Source organism: Thermoflavimicrobium dichotomicum, assembly GCF_900114055.1.
Classification (GTDB): domain Bacteria; phylum Bacillota; class Bacilli; order Thermoactinomycetales; family Thermoactinomycetaceae; genus Thermoflavimicrobium; species Thermoflavimicrobium dichotomicum.
The window spans coordinates 1-25,216 of the sequence record NZ_FORR01000013.1 but is presented as its reverse complement, the minus strand read 5'-3'; the positions used below and the strand labels follow the sequence as shown (position 1 = coordinate 25,216).

General features: G+C 42.7%; 26 protein-coding genes and 3 pseudogenes. 11 read left to right on the top strand and 18 right to left on the bottom strand.

The window, feature by feature from the left end:
• Positions 1 to 177 precede the first annotated feature (177 nt).
• Both BMZ78_RS12635 and BMZ78_RS18855 read right to left on the bottom strand, forming a co-directional pair.
• The gene (locus tag BMZ78_RS12635) at positions 178 to 891 is read right to left on the bottom strand and encodes a hypothetical protein (protein WP_093230783.1); all 714 of its coding nucleotides are present in this window, start codon (positions 889 to 891) and stop codon (positions 178 to 180) included.
• 18 nt (positions 892 to 909) lie between these two features.
• Positions 910 to 1,071 carry a hypothetical protein gene (locus tag BMZ78_RS18855; protein ID WP_175482459.1) on the bottom strand — a complete coding sequence of 54 codons (162 nt, stop codon included), beginning with the start codon at positions 1,069 to 1,071 and terminating at the stop codon, positions 910 to 912.
• Between the two features lie 144 nt (positions 1,072 to 1,215).
• Here BMZ78_RS18855 and BMZ78_RS12630 point away from each other — a divergent pair, with 144 nt between their 5' ends.
• Positions 1,216 to 1,755 carry a hypothetical protein gene (locus BMZ78_RS12630; protein ID WP_093230782.1) on the top strand — a complete coding sequence of 180 codons (540 nt, stop codon included), beginning with the start codon at positions 1,216 to 1,218 and terminating at the stop codon, positions 1,753 to 1,755.
• Between the two features lie 172 nt (positions 1,756 to 1,927).
• Here the strand turns inward: BMZ78_RS12630 and BMZ78_RS12625 are convergent, their stop codons facing one another.
• The 8 genes and pseudogenes from BMZ78_RS12625 to BMZ78_RS12590 all read right to left on the bottom strand — a co-directional run.
• Positions 1,928 to 2,953 (bottom strand): NAD(P)H-dependent glycerol-3-phosphate dehydrogenase, encoded by a 1,026-nt coding sequence (locus BMZ78_RS12625; RefSeq protein ID WP_093230780.1) that lies wholly within the window; start codon positions 2,951 to 2,953, stop codon positions 1,928 to 1,930.
• A 189-nt stretch (positions 2,954 to 3,142) separates the two neighbouring features.
• On the bottom strand, positions 3,143 to 3,733 hold the full coding sequence (plsY, locus tag BMZ78_RS12620) for a glycerol-3-phosphate 1-O-acyltransferase PlsY (protein WP_175482458.1): 591 nt from the start codon (positions 3,731 to 3,733) through the stop codon (positions 3,143 to 3,145).
• 107 nt (positions 3,734 to 3,840) lie between these two features.
• Complete coding sequence (gene der / locus BMZ78_RS12615) at positions 3,841 to 5,157, bottom strand: ribosome biogenesis GTPase Der (RefSeq protein WP_093230779.1); 1,317 nt, start codon at positions 5,155 to 5,157, stop codon at positions 3,841 to 3,843.
• Between the two features lie 194 nt (positions 5,158 to 5,351).
• Positions 5,352 to 5,978, bottom strand: coding sequence for a hypothetical protein (locus BMZ78_RS12610; protein ID WP_093230777.1), 627 nt, complete (start codon positions 5,976 to 5,978; stop codon positions 5,352 to 5,354).
• Between the two features lie 102 nt (positions 5,979 to 6,080).
• On the bottom strand, positions 6,081 to 7,235 hold the full coding sequence (gene rpsA / locus BMZ78_RS12605; RefSeq protein ID WP_093230776.1) for a 30S ribosomal protein S1: 1,155 nt from the start codon (positions 7,233 to 7,235) through the stop codon (positions 6,081 to 6,083).
• 181 nt (positions 7,236 to 7,416) lie between these two features.
• Entirely contained in the window at positions 7,417 to 8,085 is a 669-nt protein-coding gene (gene cmk / locus BMZ78_RS12600; protein ID WP_093230774.1) for a (d)CMP kinase, read from the bottom strand.
• A 502-nt stretch (positions 8,086 to 8,587) separates the two neighbouring features.
• A complete protein-coding gene (ypeB, locus tag BMZ78_RS12595) occupies positions 8,588 to 9,934 on the bottom strand; it encodes a germination protein YpeB (RefSeq protein ID WP_093230773.1) in 1,347 nt (448 codons plus the stop codon).
• A 17-nt stretch (positions 9,935 to 9,951) separates the two neighbouring features.
• Positions 9,952 to 10,311, bottom strand: a pseudogene (locus BMZ78_RS12590) (cell wall hydrolase); the annotation flags it as partial.
• 267 nt (positions 10,312 to 10,578) lie between these two features.
• On the opposite strand from BMZ78_RS12590, the gene BMZ78_RS18850 reads away from it, so the two are divergent.
• Entirely contained in the window at positions 10,579 to 10,764 is a 186-nt protein-coding gene (locus BMZ78_RS18850; protein WP_175482457.1) for a hypothetical protein, read from the top strand.
• Between the two features lie 64 nt (positions 10,765 to 10,828).
• Here BMZ78_RS18850 and BMZ78_RS18845 read toward each other — a convergent pair whose 3' ends face one another.
• The gene (locus BMZ78_RS18845; protein WP_175482456.1) at positions 10,829 to 10,990 is read right to left on the bottom strand and encodes a hypothetical protein; all 162 of its coding nucleotides are present in this window, start codon (positions 10,988 to 10,990) and stop codon (positions 10,829 to 10,831) included.
• A 220-nt stretch (positions 10,991 to 11,210) separates the two neighbouring features.
• Here BMZ78_RS18845 and BMZ78_RS12585 point away from each other — a divergent pair, with 220 nt between their 5' ends.
• Entirely contained in the window at positions 11,211 to 12,173 is a 963-nt protein-coding gene (locus BMZ78_RS12585; protein ID WP_139203317.1) for an asparaginase, read from the top strand.
• Positions 12,174 to 12,432: 259 nt separating this feature from the next.
• Here BMZ78_RS12585 and BMZ78_RS12580 read toward each other — a convergent pair whose 3' ends face one another.
• The 4 genes from BMZ78_RS12580 to BMZ78_RS12565 all read right to left on the bottom strand — a co-directional run bounded on the left by BMZ78_RS12580 (position 12,433) and on the right by BMZ78_RS12565 (position 16,981).
• Positions 12,433 to 13,422 (bottom strand): YpdA family putative bacillithiol disulfide reductase, encoded by a 990-nt coding sequence (locus BMZ78_RS12580; RefSeq protein WP_341849641.1) that lies wholly within the window; start codon positions 13,420 to 13,422, stop codon positions 12,433 to 12,435.
• Positions 13,423 to 13,492: 70 nt separating this feature from the next.
• Positions 13,493 to 14,776, bottom strand: coding sequence for a Glu/Leu/Phe/Val family dehydrogenase (locus BMZ78_RS12575; protein ID WP_093230771.1), 1,284 nt, complete (start codon positions 14,774 to 14,776; stop codon positions 13,493 to 13,495).
• Positions 14,777 to 15,462: 686 nt separating this feature from the next.
• A complete protein-coding gene (locus BMZ78_RS12570) occupies positions 15,463 to 16,065 on the bottom strand; it encodes a genetic competence negative regulator (RefSeq protein ID WP_093230770.1) in 603 nt (200 codons plus the stop codon).
• Between the two features lie 343 nt (positions 16,066 to 16,408).
• Entirely contained in the window at positions 16,409 to 16,981 is a 573-nt protein-coding gene (locus BMZ78_RS12565) for a CPBP family intramembrane glutamic endopeptidase (RefSeq protein WP_093230768.1), read from the bottom strand.
• Between the two features lie 121 nt (positions 16,982 to 17,102).
• On the opposite strand from BMZ78_RS12565, the gene BMZ78_RS12560 reads away from it, so the two are divergent.
• Positions 17,103 to 17,312 (top strand): ferredoxin, encoded by a 210-nt coding sequence (locus BMZ78_RS12560; RefSeq protein ID WP_093230767.1) that lies wholly within the window; start codon positions 17,103 to 17,105, stop codon positions 17,310 to 17,312.
• 45 nt (positions 17,313 to 17,357) lie between these two features.
• Here BMZ78_RS12560 and BMZ78_RS12555 read toward each other — a convergent pair whose 3' ends face one another.
• Positions 17,358 to 17,690, bottom strand: a complete 333-nt coding sequence (locus BMZ78_RS12555; RefSeq protein WP_093230765.1) for a rhodanese-like domain-containing protein — start codon at positions 17,688 to 17,690, stop codon at positions 17,358 to 17,360.
• 495 nt (positions 17,691 to 18,185) lie between these two features.
• Between BMZ78_RS12555 and BMZ78_RS12550 the strand changes: the two genes are divergently transcribed.
• A complete protein-coding gene (locus BMZ78_RS12550) occupies positions 18,186 to 18,680 on the top strand; it encodes an inorganic diphosphatase (protein ID WP_093230764.1) in 495 nt (164 codons plus the stop codon).
• Positions 18,681 to 18,772: 92 nt separating this feature from the next.
• Here the strand turns inward: BMZ78_RS12550 and BMZ78_RS12545 are convergent, their stop codons facing one another.
• Positions 18,773 to 20,923, bottom strand: a complete 2,151-nt coding sequence (locus tag BMZ78_RS12545; protein ID WP_093230762.1) for an ATP-dependent helicase — start codon at positions 20,921 to 20,923, stop codon at positions 18,773 to 18,775.
• A gap of 112 nt (positions 20,924 to 21,035) precedes the next feature.
• Between BMZ78_RS12545 and tnpA the strand changes: the two are divergent.
• From tnpA to BMZ78_RS19005, 6 genes and pseudogenes are all read left to right on the top strand, one after another.
• Positions 21,036 to 21,307, top strand: a pseudogene (tnpA, locus tag BMZ78_RS19610) (IS200/IS605 family transposase); the annotation flags it as partial.
• Positions 21,308 to 21,679: 372 nt separating this feature from the next.
• Positions 21,680 to 21,817 (top strand): hypothetical protein, encoded by a 138-nt coding sequence (locus BMZ78_RS18840; RefSeq protein ID WP_175482455.1) that lies wholly within the window; start codon positions 21,680 to 21,682, stop codon positions 21,815 to 21,817.
• A 62-nt stretch (positions 21,818 to 21,879) separates the two neighbouring features.
• Positions 21,880 to 22,012, top strand: a pseudogene (locus BMZ78_RS19495) (transposase); the annotation flags it as partial.
• 868 nt (positions 22,013 to 22,880) lie between these two features.
• Entirely contained in the window at positions 22,881 to 23,048 is a 168-nt protein-coding gene (locus BMZ78_RS12530) for a transposase (protein WP_093230869.1), read from the top strand.
• Between the two features lie 536 nt (positions 23,049 to 23,584).
• Entirely contained in the window at positions 23,585 to 23,707 is a 123-nt protein-coding gene (locus BMZ78_RS19380) for a hypothetical protein (RefSeq protein WP_281244568.1), read from the top strand.
• 258 nt (positions 23,708 to 23,965) lie between these two features.
• Complete coding sequence (locus BMZ78_RS19005) at positions 23,966 to 24,088, top strand: sporulation protein YjcZ (RefSeq protein ID WP_217645010.1); 123 nt, start codon at positions 23,966 to 23,968, stop codon at positions 24,086 to 24,088.
• Positions 24,089 to 24,799: 711 nt separating this feature from the next.
• Here the strand turns inward: BMZ78_RS19005 and BMZ78_RS12525 are convergent.
• The coding region (locus tag BMZ78_RS12525; protein WP_175482454.1) for a YcaO-like family protein at positions 24,800 to 25,216 on the bottom strand (417 nt) is incomplete at its 5' end.

Below are 25,216 nucleotides of genomic sequence, written 5' to 3'. Positions count from 1 at the left end.
GTTAAAAATTATCATCTATGATGAGAATTGAAGACAGGCGAACCAGTCTTCACGCTGCAAAACCCTTTGTACTTGCCTCCCGCTATCCACGAAAGCACATGACTCCTCTCTTCTAATTGTCCGATCGCTGGGGACATAAATAAAAATGACTCCTCTTTTTGCGAGGAGTCTCTTTTTTTATGGTGCAACTACTTCGAGAACAGGTTCATTATTTTTATATTTCATGGGCGGTGAATACGCAGGAACAAAAAAGGACTGCAGAGAAACCCATGTTCGTAAATCCTGATTCTCACTGGGTTTGTTTTTGGCCTCTTGGATCATCTGCATTACTTCTGGCCGATAATCCACAAATACTCTTCCTTTCTGATCCACCAAAAGTTCTAGTGAAGTTTGGGCATGATAAGGGCTTGGAATCGTCACAGGATTGATTCGCAATTTGTTAAAATCAATGGTAGCATATTGGACATCCACTTTCTCTTTAACAGGGAGCTGCTTCTTTTCCTTTAAATATTCCTGGACCAAAGGTTGCACTATTCGAATCTGTTCATGAATCCGCAAGTCCATGACGCGCACCGTTGGCTTTTTCTCTACATCTGTATAAAGGTACAGATAGTTCCCTCCCTTTTCAAAAGCGGTTGGGGGAATGCCTGTACCATAACCTTTTAACGCTTCAAAATCAACCAGGTATTTGGTTGTTAACATGATTTCATCTTCTTTATAACGGTAGGGAACCATATGGTTTCGTTTTTTATACTCATCGACTGCTGACTGTACTTGGGCAATATGCGTTGGTAGCTGATCAAGTTGTTGCCGCTTTTCCTGGGGATAGAGGCAACCGGATAAGATGGTCGTACAAATGACAAAAATGAGTCCGATAAACCATCGTTTCATGCAAGCGGATCTCCTTTCTCACGAAATAACCTTAAGGCCCATAATCAAAGCAGGAAAAACGAGAATAACCGCAATGGTGATCAATAGATAGCGAAGCCATTTCCGTTTCTGTAGCCGGGCCCAAGTAACCAATAAATTAATGATGATCAATAAAACAATGACAACCATCCAATTACCCACTTTTTGACACCGTCCTTCTCCAATTCCTCTATACAGTATAGCAAATCCGCAAGAGCCTACCAATCATTTGGACATCTGTCTCTATTCTGTCACTCTTTTCCTGCATAAGATAATTAGACATCAGCCTGATTGGAGGAAGAAAAAATGAAAAACGTTCGTCGACGAAATAAAGGCAAAAAAAAGCCGATCCGCCCTCCGGCGCGATCTGTGGTTCCGTCCTATGAACCCGAAGTTCTTCATCTTTCTTCACAAAATATAGCCAAAATTTTAAACGGGTTTACGACTTTCCACTCGACAATCCAAACCCTCAGTCAGTCGCTCGCCAAGCTTGAATCATTACTTAAATCCACGTATCAGATGTTTGATTTGGCCCAGCGCATGCTCTCCATACGAAAGCCCGGTTTTCGAGGATCACTTTTTCCACTGCTTCCACAAAAAACTACCGCTCAACATGATAACACACCTCAACATGATAACACACCTCAACATGATAACACACCGACCTTCAATTTGCCCAACAATCCGTCCCAAGTAAAAACTCCTCCTTTATTCTCACTCTTTGAACATCTTGATTTCCAACAATTATTCTCCATCTTGCAATCGCCACCGATACAAAAAATTATAAGCAGCATCTTCCAACAACCAAAAGCCAATACCTCTTCAAAAAGAAGAAAACGAGGGTAATGCGAAACAGCATTACCCTCGTCTTTTGTTCCATTATCCTCTGAGCAACTTATCATGAGCAAACTGAGTCCCTGGCCCAAGATTTAAGTGCTCAAGTTTATGGATAATGGTAAAAACTAATACAGAGTATGTCAAGCATGGAATCCACGCAACAGGAAATAAGCCCAATTGGCTACCAAGAACGAATAATTTCTTCCCATTCGCTTGTACGTCCTCGACGCATGAGATCCTCTACTGCCTGTTCAGGGTCTTTGTTCTCAAACAGCACCGCATACAATTGCTCGGTAATCGGCATCTCCACATGGTGACGCATTGCCAGTGAATAGGCTGTGCGAGTTGTTTGCACTCCTTCAACAACCATTCCCATCTCATGCAAGACCTGATCCAGTTTTTTCCCCTGACTGATCATATATCCAGCCCGCCAGTTCCGGCTATGCTGACTGGTACAGGTTACCACCAAATCTCCTACTCCAGCCAATCCTACAAAAGTCAGCGGCTTCGCTCCCATCGCTGTTCCCAAACGGGCAATCTCCGCCAATCCACGTGTCATTAAAGCTGCTTTGGCATTATCTCCAATCCCTAAGCCATCACCCAAACCCGCAGCCAGTGCAATGATATTTTTCAGCGAACCGCCTACTTCGACTCCAATCAAATCAGAGTTGGTATACACCCGAAAATAATGATTCATAAAAATTCCCTGTACCTCTTCTGCCACTTCTGAGTGACTGGAGGCAACCACCACCGTTGTTGGACACTTTTGAGCCACTTCTTCGGCATGGCTTGGCCCCGAAAGGGCTGCGATTCTTGTTTCAAACGGCTCAGAAAGCTCTTCTTTTAATACCTGAGACATCCGCATGCCCGTTCCCACTTCAAAACCCTTTGTAGCATGTACCACCAAGGCATGATCACCAATCCACTTTTTCACTTGCTTGGCAATGGTTCTCATCGAATGCGATGGTACAACAAATACAACCACATCTTTTCCGGCAACTGCTTCGGAGAGTGATGAAGTTGCCTTCAACTGTTCAGGTAAACGAACGTTTGGCAAATATCTTTGGTTCGTATGTTGCTCATTGATCTCCTGTACCAGATCTTCACGACGTCCCCATATAATGACCTGATGACCGTTTTCAACCAAAACCATCGACAAAGCTGTTCCCCAACTGCCAGCGCCAAGTACTGCGATCTCTTTATTCATCTTTTGTCTGCTACTAGAAACATAGATCGGTACCCATTCCAGTAAATGATCCGGATCAAGATCCTTCCTAAAAATCCTTTACTACGCTATCCACATTTACTTAACCCTAGTAGCAGCTTTCCTCCTTCCTCTGTAGCCATATTTCTGTATCTGTCGATCCGATCACTGATTGAAGAAATGTCTGCTATCTTAGATACGACGTTCCTTTCCTTTTAACAAATTCTTAATATTATCTTTATGGCGAATAATAGCCATTACCATCATAATTAAACTAAGCCAAAAATAAGTACTCGGACCGTGATCAACCAACATGATAAATATAGGCAAGCTCGCCGTATAGATAAGCGATCCCAACGATACATAGCGAGTAAAGACAATAAACAAAATCGCCAACAATCCAGAAATCAGGGCTGCATAGAATACCAATACAGCTGTTACCCCGATGGTTGTGGCGATTCCTTTTCCACCACGAAATTTCAGGAAGATCGGCCAATTGTGCCCAACAATCGCAGCAATACCGCAGACCATCCATACCGCTGCATTTCCATCGGCCATCAAGTAACCGATCCCGACTGCTGCCATACCTTTTAGAGCATCTAATATAAATACAATGAGACCAGGTACTTTTCCTAATACACGAACCGTATTGGTTGCCCCTGCATTTCCACTTCCATAGTTACGAATATCGATACCCTTCGTTAATTTACCTACGATATAACTGAAACTGATCGATCCGATCAAATAGGAAAGGAGGATCGGCAAAATCCATGTATAAAACATCCTATTTTCTCTCTCCCTACAAGCAATTTATTTATAAAATCTCCTCATTGGATTTGCTCAGAAATGATTCTGGCAACATGCAATCAATGAGCTACCCAATCCCTTTGTCACGTATTCTTTTTGCGCAGGCGAATGCGAATCGGAGTTCCAAAAAACTGAAAAGCCGCTCGCAACTGATTTTCCAGATATCGTAAATAACTGAAATGCGCCAATTCCGGATCATTGACAAACAGGACAAAAGTAGGCGGCTTTACTGCTACTTGGGTTGCATAATAAATTCTAAATCGTTTTCCTTTTTCAGATGGCGGAGGTGTTGTGGCGATCGCATCACTGATTACTTGGTTTAAAACCGATGTCGTAATGCGCAATGCATGATGTTCAGCCACTTCGGTTACCATCGGCAGAATTTGATGAACACGCTGCTTAGTCTTGGCCGAAACGAAAAGAATCGGAGCGTAAGGCATAAATTGGAACGCATGACGTATTTTCTCCTGAAAACGGTTCATGGTCTTATCGTCTTTTTCCACTGCGTCCCATTTGTTGACAACAAAAATACAAGCGCAACCAGCTTCATGTGCATATCCGGCAATCCGCTTGTCCTGTTCAGCAATTCCTCTTTCCCCATCAATCACAATCAAACAGACATCAGAGCGTTCAATCGCCTTTAACGCCCGGATGACACTATATTTTTCTACCGTTTCATATACTTTTCCTCGTTTTCTGAGTCCAGCTGTATCCACTAATACAAAGGACTGGCCTTCATGCTCAAATGGGGTGTCAATGGCATCACGGGTAGTACCTGCCACTGGGCTGACGATCACCCGCTCTTCCCCCAATATCGCATTGACGAGAGAAGATTTGCCTACATTGGGTCGTCCAATCAAGGAAACACGAATGGTATCTTCATCATAGTCTTCTTCGATTTCTTCCGGGAAGTAACTCACAAGGCAATCGAGCATATCCCCTGTGCCCGTTCCGTGTAGTGCCGAAATCGCAATCACATGTTCAAATCCCAAGCGATAGAAGTCATACATCGCATCTTCATACTTGCGATCATCTACCTTATTTACTGCTACAACCACTGGTTTTTGTGTCCGATGAAGCATTTGGGCCACTTCTTCATCTGCTGAAGTAACTCCATCTCTTCCATTTGTCACAAACAGAATGACATCCGCTTCTTCAATCGCCAGCTCCACTTGATTTTTAATATGCTGAAGAATTTCATCTTTTTCTCCGAATTCCAGGCCACCTGTATCGATTAAATGAAACTCCTGACCATTCCATTCACTTCGACTGTAAATCCGGTCACGTGTGATACCAGGCTGGTCTTCTACAATCGCAATGCGTTCACCAGCTAAACGATTAAAAATCGTAGACTTACCCACATTCGGTCTTCCGACAATGGCAACTACAGGTAAACTCATCCTTCTTTCCCTTTCTTCATACACAATCTACCAATAAATTGTGTGTTAATCGATTAACATCTTTAATCTTATCCGTATTTACTCCTTAAGGCAACCTCGATTCCAGATCAAAGATTGGCGCAAAAATCGTTTTTATATCGAAAAACGGAAGGGAATGATCTTGTTTTTATTCACTCCCGTCCGCTCAATCCTGGTCATTTCCGCTGAAAAGAGAAGATTTCCTGCACCTTGCGCAGATTTTTCACCACAACTTTGCTTCCATAATGAAAGACCATAATATGAATCAGACAAATCCAAAAGGTATCTAAAAAATCATCACTTCCGATCGGCAAAGGCTGAAACACCTCTTTATATACCAATAAAACCAGACCATAAGCATAAACAAGTGCTCCCACTTGTACCAATAACCGCTCGAGCAGACCCTTCCGTAGACAAAGCGGAAAAATCGTCATCAGACAAACCGTTCCCAGCCGAAAAGTAAAATCATCCCATTCTGTTTGTGCATCGGTTACTTCATGATACATAAATAGAATGGTTCCTAAAAAAATGATATGTAGACAAATAAACAGGATCGAAGAAGATGGCACACGAAAAAACAGCATCAAAAAAATGATGAACACAACAAAGATGCCGGGTTCAATTTCATAAGCTGGATGAATTTGAACAGGAGAGACAACCGTGATAAAAAAAGCAAACAGAAGACCCCCAGCTATTTGCAAAGACGACCAACCCAAATCAGCGGACAATCCGCCAAACCATCCCGTATATATTAAAATGAACAAAATCAGAATAGATAAAACAGCTAACACACCTGTGCTCAATCTTGTGCTCCTTTCCCCTGGTTTTTGTCCTAGTATGAAACGAAATCCCTTTTTCCACTCAATAAAAAACCAGCCAATTTATGGCTGGTTGACCAAGCGATATTATTTTAAATTGCGCAGTTCTGGATACATATCCCCCAAGGTTACATTAAGCCCGGAATTGTTCGTTGCCACATTTTTCTCTTCTTCCACTTTTTCTTTTTTGGGCTCTTCCTCTAATTCTTTCATGCTCAGGCTAATCCGTTTTTGATCCAATTGCATATCCAACACTTTTACCTGTACTTCCTGGCCTTCTTCCAGTACTTCTTGTGGTGTGCCAATATGGCGGCGGGAAATCTGTGAAATATGAACGAGTCCCTCCACACCAGGATATACTTCGACAAAGGCACCGAAACTGGCCAAACGTTTGACTGTTCCGGTCACTACATCTCCCACTTTGATGTGATCAGCTACTTGTTCCCACGGACCTTTTCGTGTCTCTTTGAGGCTTAAGCTGATTCGCTCATTGTCGCGATCCACTTTGAGTATTTTCACCTGAATTGTTTGCCCTTCAGCCAATACATCCGATGGATGTTCAACCCGATTCCATGCCAGCTCGGAAACATGAACCAAACCATCAATACCGCCAAGATCAACAAATGCACCAAAGTCTGTCAGACGTTGCACGGTTCCTTCTACAATTTGACCAGGCTCCAGCTGATTGAGCCGCTCTGCCTTTTTCTTTTTCTCTTCTTCTTCCAATACGAGCTTTCTGGAGAGAATCAGCTTGTTCTTCTCTGGATCCAGCTCAACCACTTTCAAGGTTAGTTCGCGGCCTTTGTAATCACTGAAGTCTTCTACAAAATGGCGCTCTACATGAGAGGCAGGAATAAAGCCACGAACACCCACATTGACAACCAGACCACCTTTGACAACATCAGCCACAGTTGCTGTGATGGTTTCGCCGGTTTCCAATTTCTCCTGCAGTTCTTTCCATGCTTTTTCAGCAACAACTGCTCTTTTGGACACAATGACTTTGTCGCCTTCTTCTTCCAGTCGGATGACTTTTACTTCAAACTCATCATCCACCTTCAGTTCATCAGATACCTGTTCAACATGCAAAGCCGAAATTTCAGAAATCGGCAAGATGGCATCTGATTTATATCCTACATCAACGAGTGCTTGATTTCTTTCCACTTTTACAACTTTTCCTTTTACTACATCGCCTACTTGTAAAGATACAGCCTCAGTCATTTCAGATTTGACTTGTTCTGACATAGCAATTGCCCTCCTCACATACCCACAAAAAACTGTCGATATGGTTTATATTATAAAGACCAAACTGAATAGATTCAGTTGATCCGATTCCCTGAATTCTTGTTGTATTCGTTTTCAATCACTCCATACATGTTGGAAAGGGCTTCCTCGATCTCGCCCGCTGATCAATGTATAACATATCTTACTCATTACCGCCCACTTTGGTGCGACAAAGTTCCAAAATCTTTTCAACCACTTCGGAGACCGTTAAATCACTGGTATCAATGAATACCGCATCCTCCGCCTGACGGAGTGGAGAGTGCTTGCGTGTTTGGTCATTTTCATCCCGTTTGCGAATCTCTTCCTGCAAGGTTCTTTCATCGACTTGATATCCTTTCGCAAGCAATTCCAGATAACGGCGCTTAGCCCTTTTTTCAATCGAAGCAGTCAGAAACACTTTGACATCAGCATGTGGCAAGACATGTGTCCCGATATCTCGCCCGTCCATAACCACACCGTGTTGTCGAGCGATTTCTTGTTGCTTGCGTACAAGGGCTTGCCGAACTTCTCCCATTTTGGCAATGGCTGAAGCTAGCTGAGATACTTCAGGAGTACGAAGTTCTTCTTTCAGCCATTTTCCATTGATTCGAATCCCTTCTTTTTCCAATTTGAACTGAGTTGCTTCAGCCAGTTGAGCAAGAACTTCCTCATTGGTTACATCAACTTTTTCTTGCAATGCTCTCCAGGCAACCCCGCGATACATCGCACCTGTATCCACATAGGTAAGCCCAAGCTGTTCTGCCACAAGTCGGGCTACCGTACTTTTTCCAGCTCCTGCTGGACCATCAATCGCTACCAAGAATCTTCTCATCAACCTGACAAATCCTCCCTACTCGGGATACAAAAATAATGAGCAGGTCGCACCTGCTCGATGATGGCTGGACTGTATTCGATTCATTCCCTATCAAAGTACAATCCTTATCGAAAACCTCGACCTATCCCTTACATACTGTAACTATGTATTTCTTTTTTAAAATTAAGAGAAAATCTAGGAATAAAGACCCGTATATTAAATTTTAACTTGTTTTAAGAATAACATAAAAACTTCATATTTGCAATGAAAACTATCCTTTATCCTAGCATTTTTCCCGATCAACCTCACACTCACATCATCAAGAAATGGGTTCGCCCCCGGTTTATACACACCCAAGTTACGCGAAAACGAACCCGAATAAAATGTAAACAGAAACTGGCACTTCTTTTAACCGATATCTGTAAATTTCCACCACGATTTGGTGTTTACGGATGGGGTCATCCCATCGATAGGTGTTCTTTATTTACTCCCTCTACTTTTATAGAAACGCTATTTAAACTTAAACGTGGTCAGCATCTGCTTTTCTAATTTTTTCCACCTTTTCTTCGCTGCCAGTCATGGCATTCACAAACACACGATACTGTTCTTTTCCGATCATTCCCAAAAACTCATAACACAAAACCGGTTTACTGGTTTGATCATAAATATATGCCAAATTTGTTTTCTGCACTTTCAATTTTGGGCTGATTCGCTTTTTCGCCTCTGCTTCGGTCAGCTTGGGTTTATCGATGATGGGCGTGATTTTATTGAATACATACTCATCAGCCTGCAAGCCCACAATTTCTCCATTGTCCCGTGCCACTTTGACCGCTACCATCTCAGGGTAAATGTAGATCCCTTTTTCCTGATGAACAAAATTCAGGGCAAACATATTGCCTGTTTCATCATAGGATGTGGCGACCATGTTTTTAAGCCCAAGTCGCTCCAGAAAGCGTAAAGCAACCTGTTCTGCCTGATCCAGATTCAGCTTAGCCTGTTTGACCGGCCGATCTAGCATCATAAAGATGATATGTCCACCTTTTTTGGTTAAATCGGTATAAGCGGTATTCCCATTTTTATCAAACGTAACACTGATTGTTTGATAATCTCCACCTTTACCATTGACCGTCGCTTTCATCCCAGACGTCGAACGAACATCAAACGCTTGCGCTACCTTTTGCTTCGCTTCTTGTAGAGAAATTTCCCTGCCTTGAAGCTTCTTATATTTCTCCCGTTTATGCACTTCCATGTTGGTGATGGCCGGACCCCAGTCTACCTCCGGATATTGCTCCACCATCTTGTTCACTTGTTGGAATCCGTCGATAATGGCGTTATCCATTTTCTTATCTTCTGACGCCATCGCCAATTCCACATCCATCCAGCGCAAGTTTTTGTTCAACACCTGATCTTGAACCTGGTGCAGGTCATTACGAATATCGTGAGCCCGGTTATACAAAGTTTGCAGTGTATTCCATTCTTTGTCAGAAAGTGGCTCTTTATTGAGATCACGTACCCCTACCTGATGGGAAAACGAACCGATCTTGCCGAGGAAGGTTTCCGCTTTATCAAAGGGCATCAATGTTAAAGGCAGCTGACCCAAATCCTCTTGCGCCGCATAGGCCAAACGCCACACATTGGTCATACAATTGGATAATTGACGCTGGGAGTTCAAAGCCAATGCTTTTCCCATTTCATCTTGAAGTTTGTCCATATGATCATTCAGATCATGGAAGGCTCGTTGATACTGGTTCTCAGCCTTGATCAAAATTGAATTCTTCTCCTGATTTTCACGATAACCCCATATCGCTGTTCCAATAAAGGCAATCAGCGTAATGGGAAACAAAAATGCCGCCACTGTTCGGTACATGGCTCAACATCGCTCCTTTATTTGCAAAAAATATGTTTTCCGATACGCTTTACTTGGGGTCGACTCCAAATCCATTTGGATGTTGCCGTAGCTGGATTAAAATAATACAGACAGTTTCCCGTAGGGTCCCAACCATTAATCGCATCCATCACGGCTTTTTTGGCCGTTTCATTGGGTTTTAACCAAATCTGTCCATCCGCTACCGCCGTAAAAGCACCCGGCTGAAAAATAACCCCTGATACGGTATTGGGGAACTGCTCGCTTTCCAATCGATTTAAAATCACCGCTGCTATCGCTACTTGCCCCACATATGGCTCTCCACGTGCTTCACCATAAACAGCCTGCGCCATCATTCTAATATCATTGGCTGTAAATCCATGACTGCTCTTGCCTGCATTGGCCGCATGCGAGACATATTCTCCACCTAACAAACCAAAACAACCAATACATAGAAAAACGCTCAACCACGGCTTAATTCGCTTGGGCATGGCGATCCTCCCAACCTTCATCATCTTTTTTGGTAGTTTGAGCGCAGACTTCTCTATTTATACAAAAGAAAAACGTCCTTAAGGGATAAACCTCCAACTGCAACTGGAATCAAACGCATCACAGTCCTGGAAAGAGGGAGCAATTAAATCGGAGGGATGGGTTCCTTACGGAGTGACTGTGATGGTACAGAAGTCGTCACGGAGGAAGGAACCCATCCCGAAGCGCGGGAGAAATGTATTCATATGTTCAGGATAGACTCGGTCATTGACTTTATAAATGATTCTGCCCATCTTCTCTCTGGGATGAAGATGGGCATATGGTATCGGAACTATTTTAAATGATTGATAAATAACAAGATTCTTCATTGGCTCCCCATTCTACACTGGAGGCTTGGCACTACCATTCTTATATAGGTTCATTACGAATTTCAAAATCCGATTCGTTATCACATAAACAACGTTTAAAACCCGTTTCGATTCTGCCTCTTTTGACTCGGCCTTTGAGGATAAAACGCTCGCCACAACGCAAACAGCGAATCGTTACCATCATCCGTTCATTCTCTCTCATTTTATATTCACCGCCAACTCTTCTCGTTGAAATATATTATTTACAGATCACTAGATAATTCATACCGTTTCCGCTATCATAGAACAAATGGAAATAAAATCATGTTTTTTTATAGGAATTACTACTAATTTATCTTCTGCATACATTTGAATTCATTTCGACTTATTTTTATCATTCTCCAATCATGTCATCCATTTTATCAGTGAAAGGGGAGCATATCATGAAACAGATCGTCATCATCACCACTGGTGGCACAATTGCCATGGCAGAAAGTAAAGAAAATGGAGTCAAGCCTCAAGATCCAAGTGCTCTCCAGTCGGTATTGCCTCTTTTAGCTCCTTATGCTCATACACACATGGAGCATTTACTCAATTTGCCCAGTCCGCATATGACCCCGAATGAAATGTACCTTTTAGCCAAGAGGGTGGCCGAACTGCTTGATCAATCTGAGATTGACGGTGTAGTCATTACACACGGCACGGATACACTTGAAGAAACTGCTTATTTCCTGGATCTGGTGATCCAAAGCAACAAACCAGTGGTCGTCACAGGTGCAATGCGCAGCCAAAATGAACTCGGAGCAGACGGTCCCTATAACCTGGTCAATGCTGTTCGAGTAGCAGCTCATGACCAGGCAAGTGGCTTGGGAACACTCGTGGTCTTCAATGACGAAATTCACACAGCCAGAGAAGTAACCAAAACGCATACCAGCAACGTGGCGACCTTTCAGTCCCCTTCACTGGGACCCATTGGACATTTATCGAAAAAAGATATCCGTTTTTATCGCAAAGTGATCCGCAAACAACCTCTGCCACTGGTAAAACCTACGGCGAAAGTCGCCCTCATCAAAGCCGCCGCTGGCATGGACGATTCCATGATTAAGTGGGCCATTCAACAACAATACCACGGCATTGTCATCGAAGCACTCGGTCTTGGCAATCTCCCTCCGGCCATGCTTCCGGGGATTTCCCAGGCCTTAAAGCAAGATATTCCTGTTGTCCTTGTTTCTCGCTGTTACAATGGGGTTGTTCAGGATATTTATGCATACGAAGGTGGGGGAAAACAGCTGAAAGAGATGGGAGTCATTTTTGGCGGGGAACTGAATGGACAAAAAGCCCGCATCAAGTTAATGTTAGCATTGCAATTAAAGCTCTCGATCGATGAACTGCAGAAAGTGTTTTGAAGTCACACTGTCTTAACGAAACCCGTTTTCCTTTTCCAGTTGAACAACTTCTTGCTCGTATTTACTGAGCAGAGTAAACGGAAAAGGAAAACCGGCATATAACCGATAGTTTGTCAACAAGCTAAAAGCCAAAGGAATGGGATCGGTTTCCTTTGGCTTTGTTTTTCATCGAGCTACCTTTAACGCTTGGTCATAAACAGCCAAACTTCAGTATCTATATAGCCCCATATTTTGTGAAATTATAAAGCATCTTCTCTATTTATCCAGTATACTGTTTCTGATTCAATTTTTGCTTGATATCCTCTGCAATCATTTGCCCGTGAAAGCGGCCGTTCTCAATAAAGATCTTCGTAGCATCATGCCCCGTAGCAATCACTCCCGCCAGGTAGAGACCTGGAACGGTCGTTTCCATCGCCTCTGAACAGATGGGTACATGGGTTTTGGGATCGATCTCAGCCCCCAGCTCTTTTGCCATGGTTAGATCAGGGCGATAACCTGTCATGGCAAACACAAAATCAGCCGGAATTTCCGATCGTACACCTTTGGTATCAATAACAACACTGCGCGGCTTGATTTCCATTACTTCTGTTTCCCAGATCATGCGGATCCGTTCTTTTTCGATGGCCGCTTCGATGACAGGCTTGACCCATGCCTTTACACTTGGGTGAAAGGAAGCTTTGCGATAAACCATCGTCACATTTGCTCCCGCCTGATAAAGCTCCAAAGCAGCATCAATGGCTGAGTTACGTCCACCAATGACGACAACTTCATGGCCTGCATACGGATGTCCATCTTTAAAGTAATGGAACACATGCGGAAGATCTTCGCCTGGAATATTTAATAAATTGGGTTGATCATAATAACCTGTAGACAGGATTACATAAGGCGTTTCATAGATTTTTTTTCCTTCACGTGTTTCCGTATACACCAAAAAACCAGGATCTGCTTTTTGAATTTGGGTAACCCGTTCGTATGTGTGTACCTTTACATCATATAGTTGAACCACTTTGCGATAATATTTCAATGCTTCATGCCGAGTCGGTTTTTCATTGATGGTCACAAATGGAACATCGCCTATTTCAATATTCTCTGGTGAGCTGAAAAACGTCATCCCCACCGGATAGTGATAGATTGAATTGGCGATACAACCTTTCTCAATGACAAGTGGTTCGATCCCTCTTTTTTTCAACTCAACGGCTGCTGAGATTCCACAGGGTCCTGCTCCAATAATAATGGCTTCCTCCATCATAAATATCCTCCTCACCAAGAAGAAAAACACCCTAAATAGGGGTGTTTTTCTCGACTCAGCTATTATTATATTATACCCAACCACGGAAGCGGGATGCCTCAGCCATTTTTCTTACTCCGACCATGTATGCAGCAAGCCGCATGTCGACTTGACGTGCTTTGGCTGTGTTATAAACATTTTCAAACGCCCGTACCATAATATCTTCCAATTTCTTCTCAACTTCTTCTTCGCTCCAATAATATCCCTGATTGTTTTGCACCCATTCAAAGTAAGAAACCGTCACACCACCAGCACTTGCCAATACGTCAGGAACGAGAAGAATACCACGTTCATGCAGAATACGTGTAGCTTCCAGAGTGGTTGGACCATTCGCTGCTTCAACAACAATTTCAGCTTTAATGTTATGGGCATTGGAAGCGGTAATCTGGTTTTCCACAGCGGCCGGAACCAGAATATCGCACTCCAGCTCCAAGAGTTCGTTGTTTGTAATGGTATCTTTAAACAGTTTGGTAACGGTACCAAATGAATCACGACGATCCAGCAAATAATCGATGTCCAAACCATTCGGGTCATAGAGCGCACCGTAAGCATCGGAAATTCCGATTACTTTTGCTCCCGCATCATGCATGAACTTTGCCAAAAAGCTTCCAGCATTACCAAATCCTTGGATGACTACACGTGCTCCTTTAATATCGATGCCTCTTTTCTTCGCTGCTTCACGAATCATAATGGTAACGCCTTTGGCTGTAGCGGTTTCACGACCACGAGATCCGCCAAGAACGAGTGGTTTTCCTGTAATGAAACCTGGAGAGTCAAATTCACGAATCCGGCTGTATTCATCCATCATCCAAGCCATGATTTGTGAGTTGGTAAATACATCGGGTGCAGGTATATCTTTAGCAGGACCAACGATCTGGCTAATCGCACGTACATATCCACGGGAAAGTGCTTCGAGTTCACGGAATGACATGGTACGTGGATCACAAACGATTCCGCCTTTACCACCACCATATGGAAGATCGACGATACCCGCTTTCAAGCTCATCCAAATAGACAGGGCTTTCACTTCTGATTCGGTCACATCCGGGTGAAAACGAACACCACCTTTGGTTGGTCCCACCGCATCGTTATGCTGGGCACGATAACCCGTAAACACCTTGACCGAACCATCATCCATTCGAACCGGAATGCGAACCGTTAATACGCGCAAAGGCTCTTTTAACAATTCATACATCGAATCTGGATAACCCAATTTTTCCAAAGCTTTTTTAATTACCACCTGGGTTGAAGCAAGCACATCTAGGTTTTCTTGTTCTTGCAACTGCTGACCAGCTGCAACAGGTTGTTGTTTCATTCCATTTCACCTCAGAGACAAATTACATACCGATGGGTTCAATCAATACAAGTATTAACTAATATGAATGATTCCTAACTTGACCACTCCCCATGCGTAAACGCAGGGGATTCTTGGTAATCCCTTCTACTGAAGAGAAATGAACCAAGCTCAACCCGCCAGCCCAGCGGTGAAAAAAGATATTTTTCAAACTAGCCCTACTGCTGGTTCTTCGTTTTTCAGCCTAGTTTGCCCTTCGATCCAATCCCCTAGCTGAAGCCAAGGGTTTTCTCACTCGCTAGGATAGAAATCCATCAAACAGTATACAACAACTGCAAAAGGAAAGAGAACCCATCTATACCAATCTTTTTTAAAAAAAAGAGAGCTCTTGTATATCATAGAACAAGAACACGGAGATGGCTACCCCTTTATTCCATAACGGAGAAAATAGTTCTAATCAATACCAAACTGTACTATATTGTCAGAAATCAATCAACCGTCCAAACCCTTGAATTATGTAGAATCAACCATCTCTTTTTCATATTTCATGACGATCGTCATTTTTTGGGATAAACTGAAAGCACAGCCAAGGGGGATCACGATGATTTGGCGACTTGCGACTGAGCGTTCTCTTTTCAGAACTTTCCCAAATCTTTCGATGCCAAGAAAACGCCGATATGAAAAAATCGCGCATTCGGCGCGATTTTTTATTTATCTGAACCAAAATATCTGGTTATTTCCCGAATTGCATTTTCAGCCCAAATCACTTTTCCATATTCTTGCAAAACAGCATCTGTTACCGTTGAGATTTCTCCAAACTCAGAAAGTAGGGCCATCACTGCTTCAAAGCGATCTGTTTTCAAGTTCCTATCCAATACAAGGTAATAAAGGTCATTGTATTTATATACTCGGCCACCTTGTTCAACCAGAGAATTCATGCGTATCGCCGCTTGAATCAGGTGCTCCAGGTCCAAAAAGCGGAATACGATACATTCGCTATCCACCATTGGGAAGACTTCCAGCTCATAAGCGTCTTCGCTTTCAAAGTCTTCCTCATCCGTTTTGAAAGTGCGTCCACTGGTTACGACCACAACCATTCCTTGTGTTGGCAGATCATGTACCTCAACCGCAACAGGTCCAGCAATCTCGAAGCCGAGTTCTTCGTATGCGTGTTCCATCATTTCATTGAACAGTTCTTGAACTTTTGGGATATCTCTCCACATATCTTCTTTTTCAATTCCGCGATCAGAAAGATCGTCCAAGGTTAAAAAGAAACGAATTTTATCTCCACCTAGACGCTCGACACGCATGGCTTTCCCTCCCTCGCTGGAGACCTCCACATCCCAGTGTATGTGGCAAAAAACAAAACGGTTACTTCAGCGGTCTCGGTCTCCTTTTCTCTTCTAATTTTATAATACACAAAAGCGAGTGAAATTGCATCTATATATAATAAATATATATTCTATCACACTACTTAGAAAAGATCACTATGATCCTTCCATCATCGTTTAAAATGAGATATCACTTTTCGCTTTTTTCTTCTCCATATCCTTCTTGCACGTATTTTATGAAAAAAAATGTCAACCTGACATAGATGGATAGCATAACCAGTGTCTCAGATCAGTCCTCATCCAGACGATGAATGAGCCGGCATCATTCCAGATCCTTGATCTCGTTTGGTGAATTATCAACATACTGTATAAATATACCCATACAAAAATTAACAGTCCAATGCGCAGCAATGGCCGGAGCGAGGAAGCCAGACTTTTCCACCAGCAACCCCAATGCAAGACTGACAAGTCCAACCACCGTCACCATTACCCATTTTCTTAAATAACGTATATGTAATAAAACAAATATAACACTGGTTCCCCAAATCCCTAACCAATATTGCAATGCACCTCGAAACAGCAGCTCTTCCACCCAGCTGGATACGAATGCAATGATAAAGATATGAATGAGTGTTCGATCTTTAAAGAGCAAACGGTTAATTCCTCCATCATCCATCCATTTTTCTGGAACCAGATAGGTAAGCAGTAAATCAATTCCAACGATAACCAATCCAACTCCGGCTCCAATCATCCACCATTTCCCTTCACAGATCCCGATCAAGCCGATATGCAGTCGATCTTGCCACCATAACAGGAACCATGCGCATAAAAAAAGAAGGCCCTGGGTAAGGTAAAAACTGATTAACAAATGCTTTTCTGCCTGTTTTGTATTCATTATTTTTACACTCCTTGTGAACAGATTCCTTTATTGTCTTGCATTTCTAACCGAAACGTTCTAAAATGAGGGGTGGAAGTGGACTTATTTGGGAATTAAATATGGGAGGAGATTTACACTCATGCGCACTTGGGTAGACAAAGATACTTGTATCGCTTGTGGAGCATGCGGAGCAACTGCTCCTGACGTATATGACTATGACGAAGATGGCATCGCTTATGTTATTTTAGACGATAATACTGGAACTGCAGAAGTACCAGAAGAATTGCAGGATGCTGTACGCGATGCACAAGAAGGTTGCCCAACCGATTCCATTAAAGTAGAAGAGTAAAAATGGGAAAAAAGCTGCTTAGTATGCTAAGCAGCTTTTTTATTTTTATTCATCATCCTCATCGAGATACAAACTGACTTCTGCCAGACCCCCATCGACATTCATTACCTGTTCAAAACCTTCTTGTAACAAATAATTGGCTGCGTGCCAGCTCCGCACACCATGGGCGCAAAGAATATAGACCGGTTTCAATCGATCTAACTCATGAAGCCGTAGAGGCAACTGAGCCAGGGGAATCAGTTGGCTATGTTCCAAATGATATATTTCCCACTCCTGAGGCTCTCGGACATCGATCAATTGTACTTGTTGCAACTCTCCATGTTTATATTTTTTCGCAAAATCTTTCGCTGAAATATGATATTTTTCTTGATCCGTCATCGATCTCACCTTTTTTCTTTTGATTATAATTCATTTCAAAAGTCCCTGGAGTTACAAATCGATACGGGTACCTGCTTCGTTTTTCAGGCTAATTCCGACAGCGACCTGTACAGAAGGATCTCAGGGCCACTCCGAGCCGGAAGCTTAAGAAGCGGGCAAAAAAAGCTTCAGTGGATATTGCCCGCGTTTTTAATCTTTCGCTTTCCGCCTCTCCTCCGGGTAGGGCTCATAAGTCACTCGCTTGGAAAAACTATGCTTATTTTTATACACAGTTTCGTATGAATATAAGTTTTGGATTAGTTTGTATATAAAGATTGTTGCACAATTTCATGACTGTCCTGATCCAAAAAGATCAACTCCCTGTAAGGAAATGAATCCATTTTCTGTTGAACTTTCATTTGCGCATCATAGCAAAAGTGAATACAATGTGGTTGAGACGGTTTTTCATAGAAAAAACCATCCATTTTTTACATAATCAAATAAGGAGGATCATTTATGTCAAAAGAATTAGTTGTTGATGCTTTTATCGAAATCCCTACCGGAAGTCAAAACAAATATGAATATGATAAAGAAAAAGGGGTATTCCGTCTCGACCGTGTTTTATATTCGCCCATGCACTATCCAACCGAATACGGATATCTCGAAAACACCCTGGCAGAAGATGGTGACCCACTTGACATTTTGGTTCTTACCACTTTCCCTACTTTCCCAGGTTGCGTGATTACCAGCCGTGTAATCGGTGCACTCATTATGTCTGACGATAAAGGTCAAGACGAAAAACTGTTGGCGGTTCCAGTAGATGATCCTCGTTTCAATCACGTGAAAACCCTGGACGATGTTGCTCCACATATTTTGGACGAGATCGCACACTTCTTCCAAGTTTACAAAGACCTTGAGAAAAAAGAAACCAAGATCGAAGGCTGGAAAGATGCCGAGTTTGCCCGTTCCCTGTATGAAGAATGCCTAAAACGTTATCAAGAAAGCAAGTAATGCCCCCCTCCCTCTTAGGGGGGTCTTTCGTTATTTTTTATGATGCTTCGGAATCGGCTTTTCTCTTTGCCCGCTGTTTCAGTGATAACGGCTCATTCCTTACTCAACAGTCGCAGCTGTCTGGACAGTTCATAATGTAATGTTTTGACCTGGCCAGCAAAACGGATGAGTACCTTTCTGCCGGGAGCCACTCCTTCCAAGGGAGTCACTTGTATAATGGTTCCTATGCCGAACTTGATATGTCGGATCTTCATTCCAGGAGCCAATTCTTCATGAGCAAACCGCAACTGCGGCTGGGATTTGAGTTGTTGACGGGATAAATGGTTCGTTATCCGTTTTGTTCTTTCCTCTGTGGTTGCCGCAATTTCATGATAGGCTGCGTCTCCTTCCCTTTCCTTGAAACCAATTTCTTTTAAAAACGGGGAAGGTCCCAGCTTTTTTCCTTGCCTTGTTTGGCTGACAGAAAGATACAGTTCACTTTTGGCTCGCGTCATAGCCACATACAATAAGCGTCTCTCCTCTTCCCAAGCTGCCTGTTTGCGGTGATCTGGTACTTGCAGACTGCGACGGTGCGGTAAATACATGGCATGCAGACCGATTAAAAAAACCCGGTCAAATTCCAATCCTTTCGATTTATGAAAAGTCATGCAATGCACTTGGGCTTCAGGATGAGGCTTCCGTAAATACGCTTCCACTCTTGCGACATGTTCCAGCAAGGCCTGTCCATCTTTACAATGCCTGGCAGCCAAAAGCATTTCTTCTACCGGCTCAAAGACCAGTGTTCGATCATTTCCCGTCTCTTCCGCAAACTTTTCCAAATACCGATCATAACCAATTTCCTGCCGAATCCAACGAATCCCTTCAACCGAGCCAAGAGCAGATAAATCTTTTACTTTCCGCTGCATTTCTTTAAGCAAACGAACTTGGTAGTGCTCAAGACCGGGTAGCTCTGGCAATACATCCAATAAACTTTTTCCGGTGCGCCGAGACAGATCCCAACAAGCATCAATCCATTCTTCACCAAACAGATAACGCTTCGGCTTGTTAATAATCCGTACTATGGCATCTAAATCATTGGGATCATAAGCCAGGCGAAAATAAGCGAGCAAATCCTGGACTTGCCATCGCTGATAAAAGGTATGATCGCCAGTCGAAATAGAAAAAGGAATCTCTTTCCGAACCAAGGCATCCACAATCGCACGTGCCTGGGTAGCTGTTCGATACAAGATTGCGGTTTCCATCCCATCGGAGTAAGAAAGGATCATTTCCGCTTCTTTTTCTTCATCGTCCGGTTCCAACCAAAAGGGCTTTGGCCCTTTACTTCCAGTCCCTTTGCGTGGTTTCCATTGCCGTTCTTTGTTTTTGCGAATCAGCTGATCACTGATATGAATGATTTCATCCGTTGAACGGTAATTCACCGAAAGGACAATCTGTTTCAACTGTGGGAATTCTTTGCGTAGATGTAACATATAAGAGGGATCACTGCCACGAAATCCATAGATGGCCTGATCATCGTCACCAACGACAAATAAACAGGCATGCTTTTTCGCTAAACGGATCAGCACTTCATACTGGACACGATTGATATCTTGAAATTCATCCACCAAGATGTGTCGACAGCGATTTTGCCATTTATGCAAACAGGACTCATCCTGCAACATCCGATAAACAGCAACTAGAATATCATCATAATCCCAGTATCCCAACTGTTGTTTTCTTTCTTCATAGGCTTGATAAAGATCACGAAACACGACATTTTTCTTTTTCTGCACTTTCATGAATTGGGGAAAGATCAGATTTCCTTTGCATAGACCAATCTGATTCAAGTAAGTGGATACGGTTTCATCATCAGTTGGTTGCTCCTGTTCCTCTAACCATTGACGAATCCATTGGTTTTGTTCGCTCGGAGACAAAAAGGCAGGTATACGTATTCCCTCTTCACGCAACATCGCCAAAAATAACGAATGAAAAGTCCCGATCATCAATGACTGAACTTTTTCAGGCATGATTTGTGCCAATCTTTCCTTCATCTCTTGAGCTGCTGCTCGAGTAAATGTCACAACCATCAGGTTTTCAGGTTGAACTCCCTGTTCCAACAGATAAAGAACACGCCGAGTCAAAACCGTTGTCTTCCCACTACCCGGTCCAGCAAATACAACGGTTGGGCCAAATGGAGCCGTTACCGCTTCTCTTTGCTGTTCATTTAAATTCGAAAGAAACAGTTCGATATTGGAGGTCTGCATGGATGGTATTTGCACCTCCTCTCTATTTATATCGTTGCGAGCAAGAAAACCCCTTAGCTTCAGAGCGAGTGTCGGATGAGAGGCAGTTCAATACCGCCTCGCAAGTCCGACCATTTTTAATGCGCTTTTGAACTGTAAATATTATGTTGTTTTTTGTCCAAAGTACCGACGAAAAGTACTTGAACCTCCGGTAGATGAATGATTGAAAGAACTATTTGTATCAAAAGCAATAGAACTACAGGCAGAAATTGCTGAAATGGAAATCATGTCGGATCATGTACATCTATGGATCCAGTGCATCCACAGTTTGGTATTCACAGAGTTGTTAAGCACTTAAAGGATATACGTACACGAATACTGCGTCAAGAGTTCACACATTTAAAATGACGCTTGCCATCACTATGGCCTTCTCAAACAGAAACTACCGAACCACCGAAACAACTATCTCCAAAACCACTCATTTTTTCATTCAATTCACTGTATGGCATACTCAAGTCATTTCTGATGTCATTTTCTATTTTTTGGGTAGATGATACCAAAATCGAGCTTCGCTACCTCTAGGCCAAGAGGGCGAAATTTTGGCTCTCAACACTATGCACTCGCTGGCGTTATACCAGCTGGTAATTGGTGCTATCTCTGTTAAGTTGGAATCAAGAAAAATATCTGTCCAAAATCACTTGAAATAGGAGAACACACTTACCACTTCTTCACCAGCGAAATAGAATATATTTAATTTGACGTTAGGAGGTGAAAAAAATGAGTGGTTTTGGTGGTTTCGGAGGTAGCTGTTTCGGTGGTTTCGGTGGTTTCGGTTTGAGAAGGCATTTAATCTTCATCATTGTTATCGCCGTTATCTTCTTCCTCTTCTTCTTCTTCGGCTTCGGCTTTTTCTAAATTTGAAATGTGAGAATAAGACACCTACCCTGTACGCTAAGGGCCTGAAAACGAGGCAAAACCATGAGCGCAGCTTCGCTGTCGCTAAAGAACTTCATGGTCTTCACTATACACGTTGCAGAAGGCTTGCGAAGGTAACAGAACAATGCTTCTTAACAGCCGTGGCAAAATGTCAAAAGAATGACCTTGCTCCTCTGGAAGAGAGGAAAAGGCCTTTTAATGTAAACCCGTTCCCTTTTTCGAAGTGGTGATTGGTGCTATCTCAGAAATTAAGTTGTTAAGTTGGAATCAAGAAAAATATCTGTCCAAAATTACTTGAAATAGGAGAACACACTTACCACTTCTTCACCAGCGAAATAGGATATATAGAACTGCAGAAGACGAAGATGGTAGCGATGACAAGCGGATCAGAGTGGTTGCCGAAACCCTGGCAAACGGTCATTGATATCCCACGGGAATATATCAATGACCGTTTGTTTCTATTTTTCTCAACTAAAACCGGAAAACCCATGAGCACCAAGTGATTTCACTGATTCAGAATTACCCAAGAACGCAAAAATAACACGACAATCACATAAAAATCCCCATACGGCAAAGGCAAAAACGAAATTTGAAGGGAACATTTTACAATCTGCAACCCCTACGAACACCAAGGTTTGCTTTATCGCTTTACTCCGATATAAAGACATCGGGGATACTAGAATACCCTTACCAGAAAAGGGCGCTAAGAGGGCGAAATTTTGGCTCTCAACACTATGCACTCGCTGGCGTTAAACCAGCTGGTGATTGGTGCTATCTCAGAAATTAAGTTGGAATCAAGAAAGATATCCGTCCAAAATCACTTGAAAATAGGAGAACGCACTTACCACTTCCTCACCAGCGAAATAGAATATATTGAATTGCCGTTAGGAGGTGAAAAATATGAGTGGTTTTGGTGGTTTCGGTGGTTTCCGTTTGCATAGGCTTTTAATCTTTATCCTTGTTATCGCCGTTATCTTCTTCTTCTTCGGCTTTTGCTAAATTTGAAATGTGAGAATAAGACACCTACCGGTACGCTAAGGGCCTGAAAACGAGGCGAAACCATGAGCGCAGCTTCGCTGACACTAAAGAACTTCATGGTCTTCACTATATACGTTGCAAAGGGCTTGCGAAGGTAACAGAACAATGCTTCCTAACAGCTGTGGCTCAAAATGTCAAAAAAATGGCCTTGCTCCTCTGGAAGAGAGGATAAGGCCTTTTTATGTAAATCCGATCCCTTTTTCGAAGTGGTGATTGGTGCTATCTCAGAAATTAAGTTGTTAAGTTGGAATCAAGAAAGATATCTATCCAAAATCACTTGAAATAGGAGAACGCACTTACCACTTCCTCACCAGCGAAATAGAATATATTGAATTTGCCGTTAGGAGGTGAAAAATATGAGTGGTTTTGGTGGTTTCGGTTTGCATAGGCTTTTAATCTTCATCCTTGTTATCGCCGTTATCTTCTTCTTCTTCGGCTTCTGGTGCTAACAGAACAATGCTTCCTAACAGCCATGGCTCAAAATGTCAAAAAAATGGCCTTGCTCCTCTGGAAGAGAGGAAAAGGCCTTTTTATGTAAACCCGTTCCCTTTTTCGAAGTGGTGATTGGTGCTATCTCAGAAATTAAGTCGTTAAGTTGGAATCAAGAAAGACATCTGTCCAAAATCACTTGAAAATAGGAGAACGCACTTACCACTTCTTCACCAGTGAAATAGAATATATTGAATTTGTCGTTAGGAGGTGAAAAATATGAGTGGTTTTGGTGGTTTCGGAGGTAGCTGTTTCGGTGGCCGTGGTTTCGGTTTGCATAGGCTTTTAATCTTCATCCTGGTTATCGCTGTTATCTTCTTCTTCTTCGGCTTCGGCTGGTAACAGAACAATGCTTCCTAACAGCCGTGACTCAAAATGTCAAAAAAATGACCTTGCTCCTTTGGAAGAGAGGAAAAGGCCTTTTTATGTAAACCTGTTCCCTTTTTCGAAGTGGTGATTGGTGCTATCTCAGAAATTAAGTTGTTAAGTTGGAATCAAGAAAGACATCTGTCCAAAATTACTTGAAATAGGAGTACACACTTATCACTTCTTCACCAGCGAAATAGAATATATTGAATTTGCCGTTAGGAGGTGAAAAATATGAGTGGTTTTGGTGGTTTCGGAGGTAGCTGTTTCGGTGGCGGTGGTTTCGGTTTGCATAGGCTTTTAATCTTCATCCTTGTTATCGCCGTTATCTTCTTCTTCTTCGGCTTCAGCTGGTAACAGAACAATACTTCCAACAGCCGTGACTCAAAATGTCAAAAAAATGGCCTTGCTCCTCTGGAAGAGAGGAAAAGGCCTTTTTATGTAAACCCGTTCCCTTTTTCGAAGTGGTGATTGGTGCTATCCCAGATTAAGTTGTTAAGTTGGAATCAAGAAAAATATCTGTCCAAAATTACTTGAAATAGGAGAACACACTTACCACTTCCTCACCAGCGAAATAGAATATATAGAACTGCAGAAGACGAAGATGGTAGCGATGACAAGCGGATCAGATAGGTTGCCGAAACCCTGGCAAACGGTCATTGATATCCCACGGGAATATATCAATGACCGTTTGTTTCTATTTTTCTTAACTAAAACCGGAAAACCCATGAGCACCAAGTGATTTCACTGATTCAGAATTACCCAAGAACGCAAAAATAACACGACAATCACATAAAAATCCCCATACGGCAAAGGCAAAAACGAAATTTGAAGGGAACATTTTACAATCTGCAACCCCTACGAATACCAAGGTTTGCTTTATCGCTTTACCCCGATATAAAGACATCGGAGATACTATAAGTATTACCCTTACCAGAAAAGGGCGCTAAGAGGGGGGTAAAGGTAGCGAAGAGTAAATTTGGTATCATTCAGATAGAAAATGGTAATTCGGTTGGTTAAAGTACCGAAAAACATTGTGGAAATGGAATTTCGCCACCTAGGCACGGCTTATGGAAACGGATGCGGATGTGGATTGAGCTGTTCAAGCGTCAGCGGCTGTTTCGCATACCCGAGTTCCACCGGTACCCGTAGCACCCTCTCAATCCCTGTTACGCGAGTAAGGTGATGTCCGAACGTCATCGGCAACATCCCCGGAATCAGCACTTTCACGCAATGCAGTCCGTTTCGCATGATTTCCGGTGTCGTCTGGTCCACCACGATTACATCAAGGTTCAATCGGCGGAACACCTGGAGAATGTCCTTCAGGTCATCAGTCAGGTCCGCATGCCTTGCCTTCCGTTTAAATTCCTCGTCAAACGTTCGCAACGGACGATTTTCATCCAGCAAAAATTGCAGGCGCTCCTCCGCTTGCGGCAAACTGTACAGCATGGAATGGTCCTCCATCTGCTGCACCAGGAACGGATC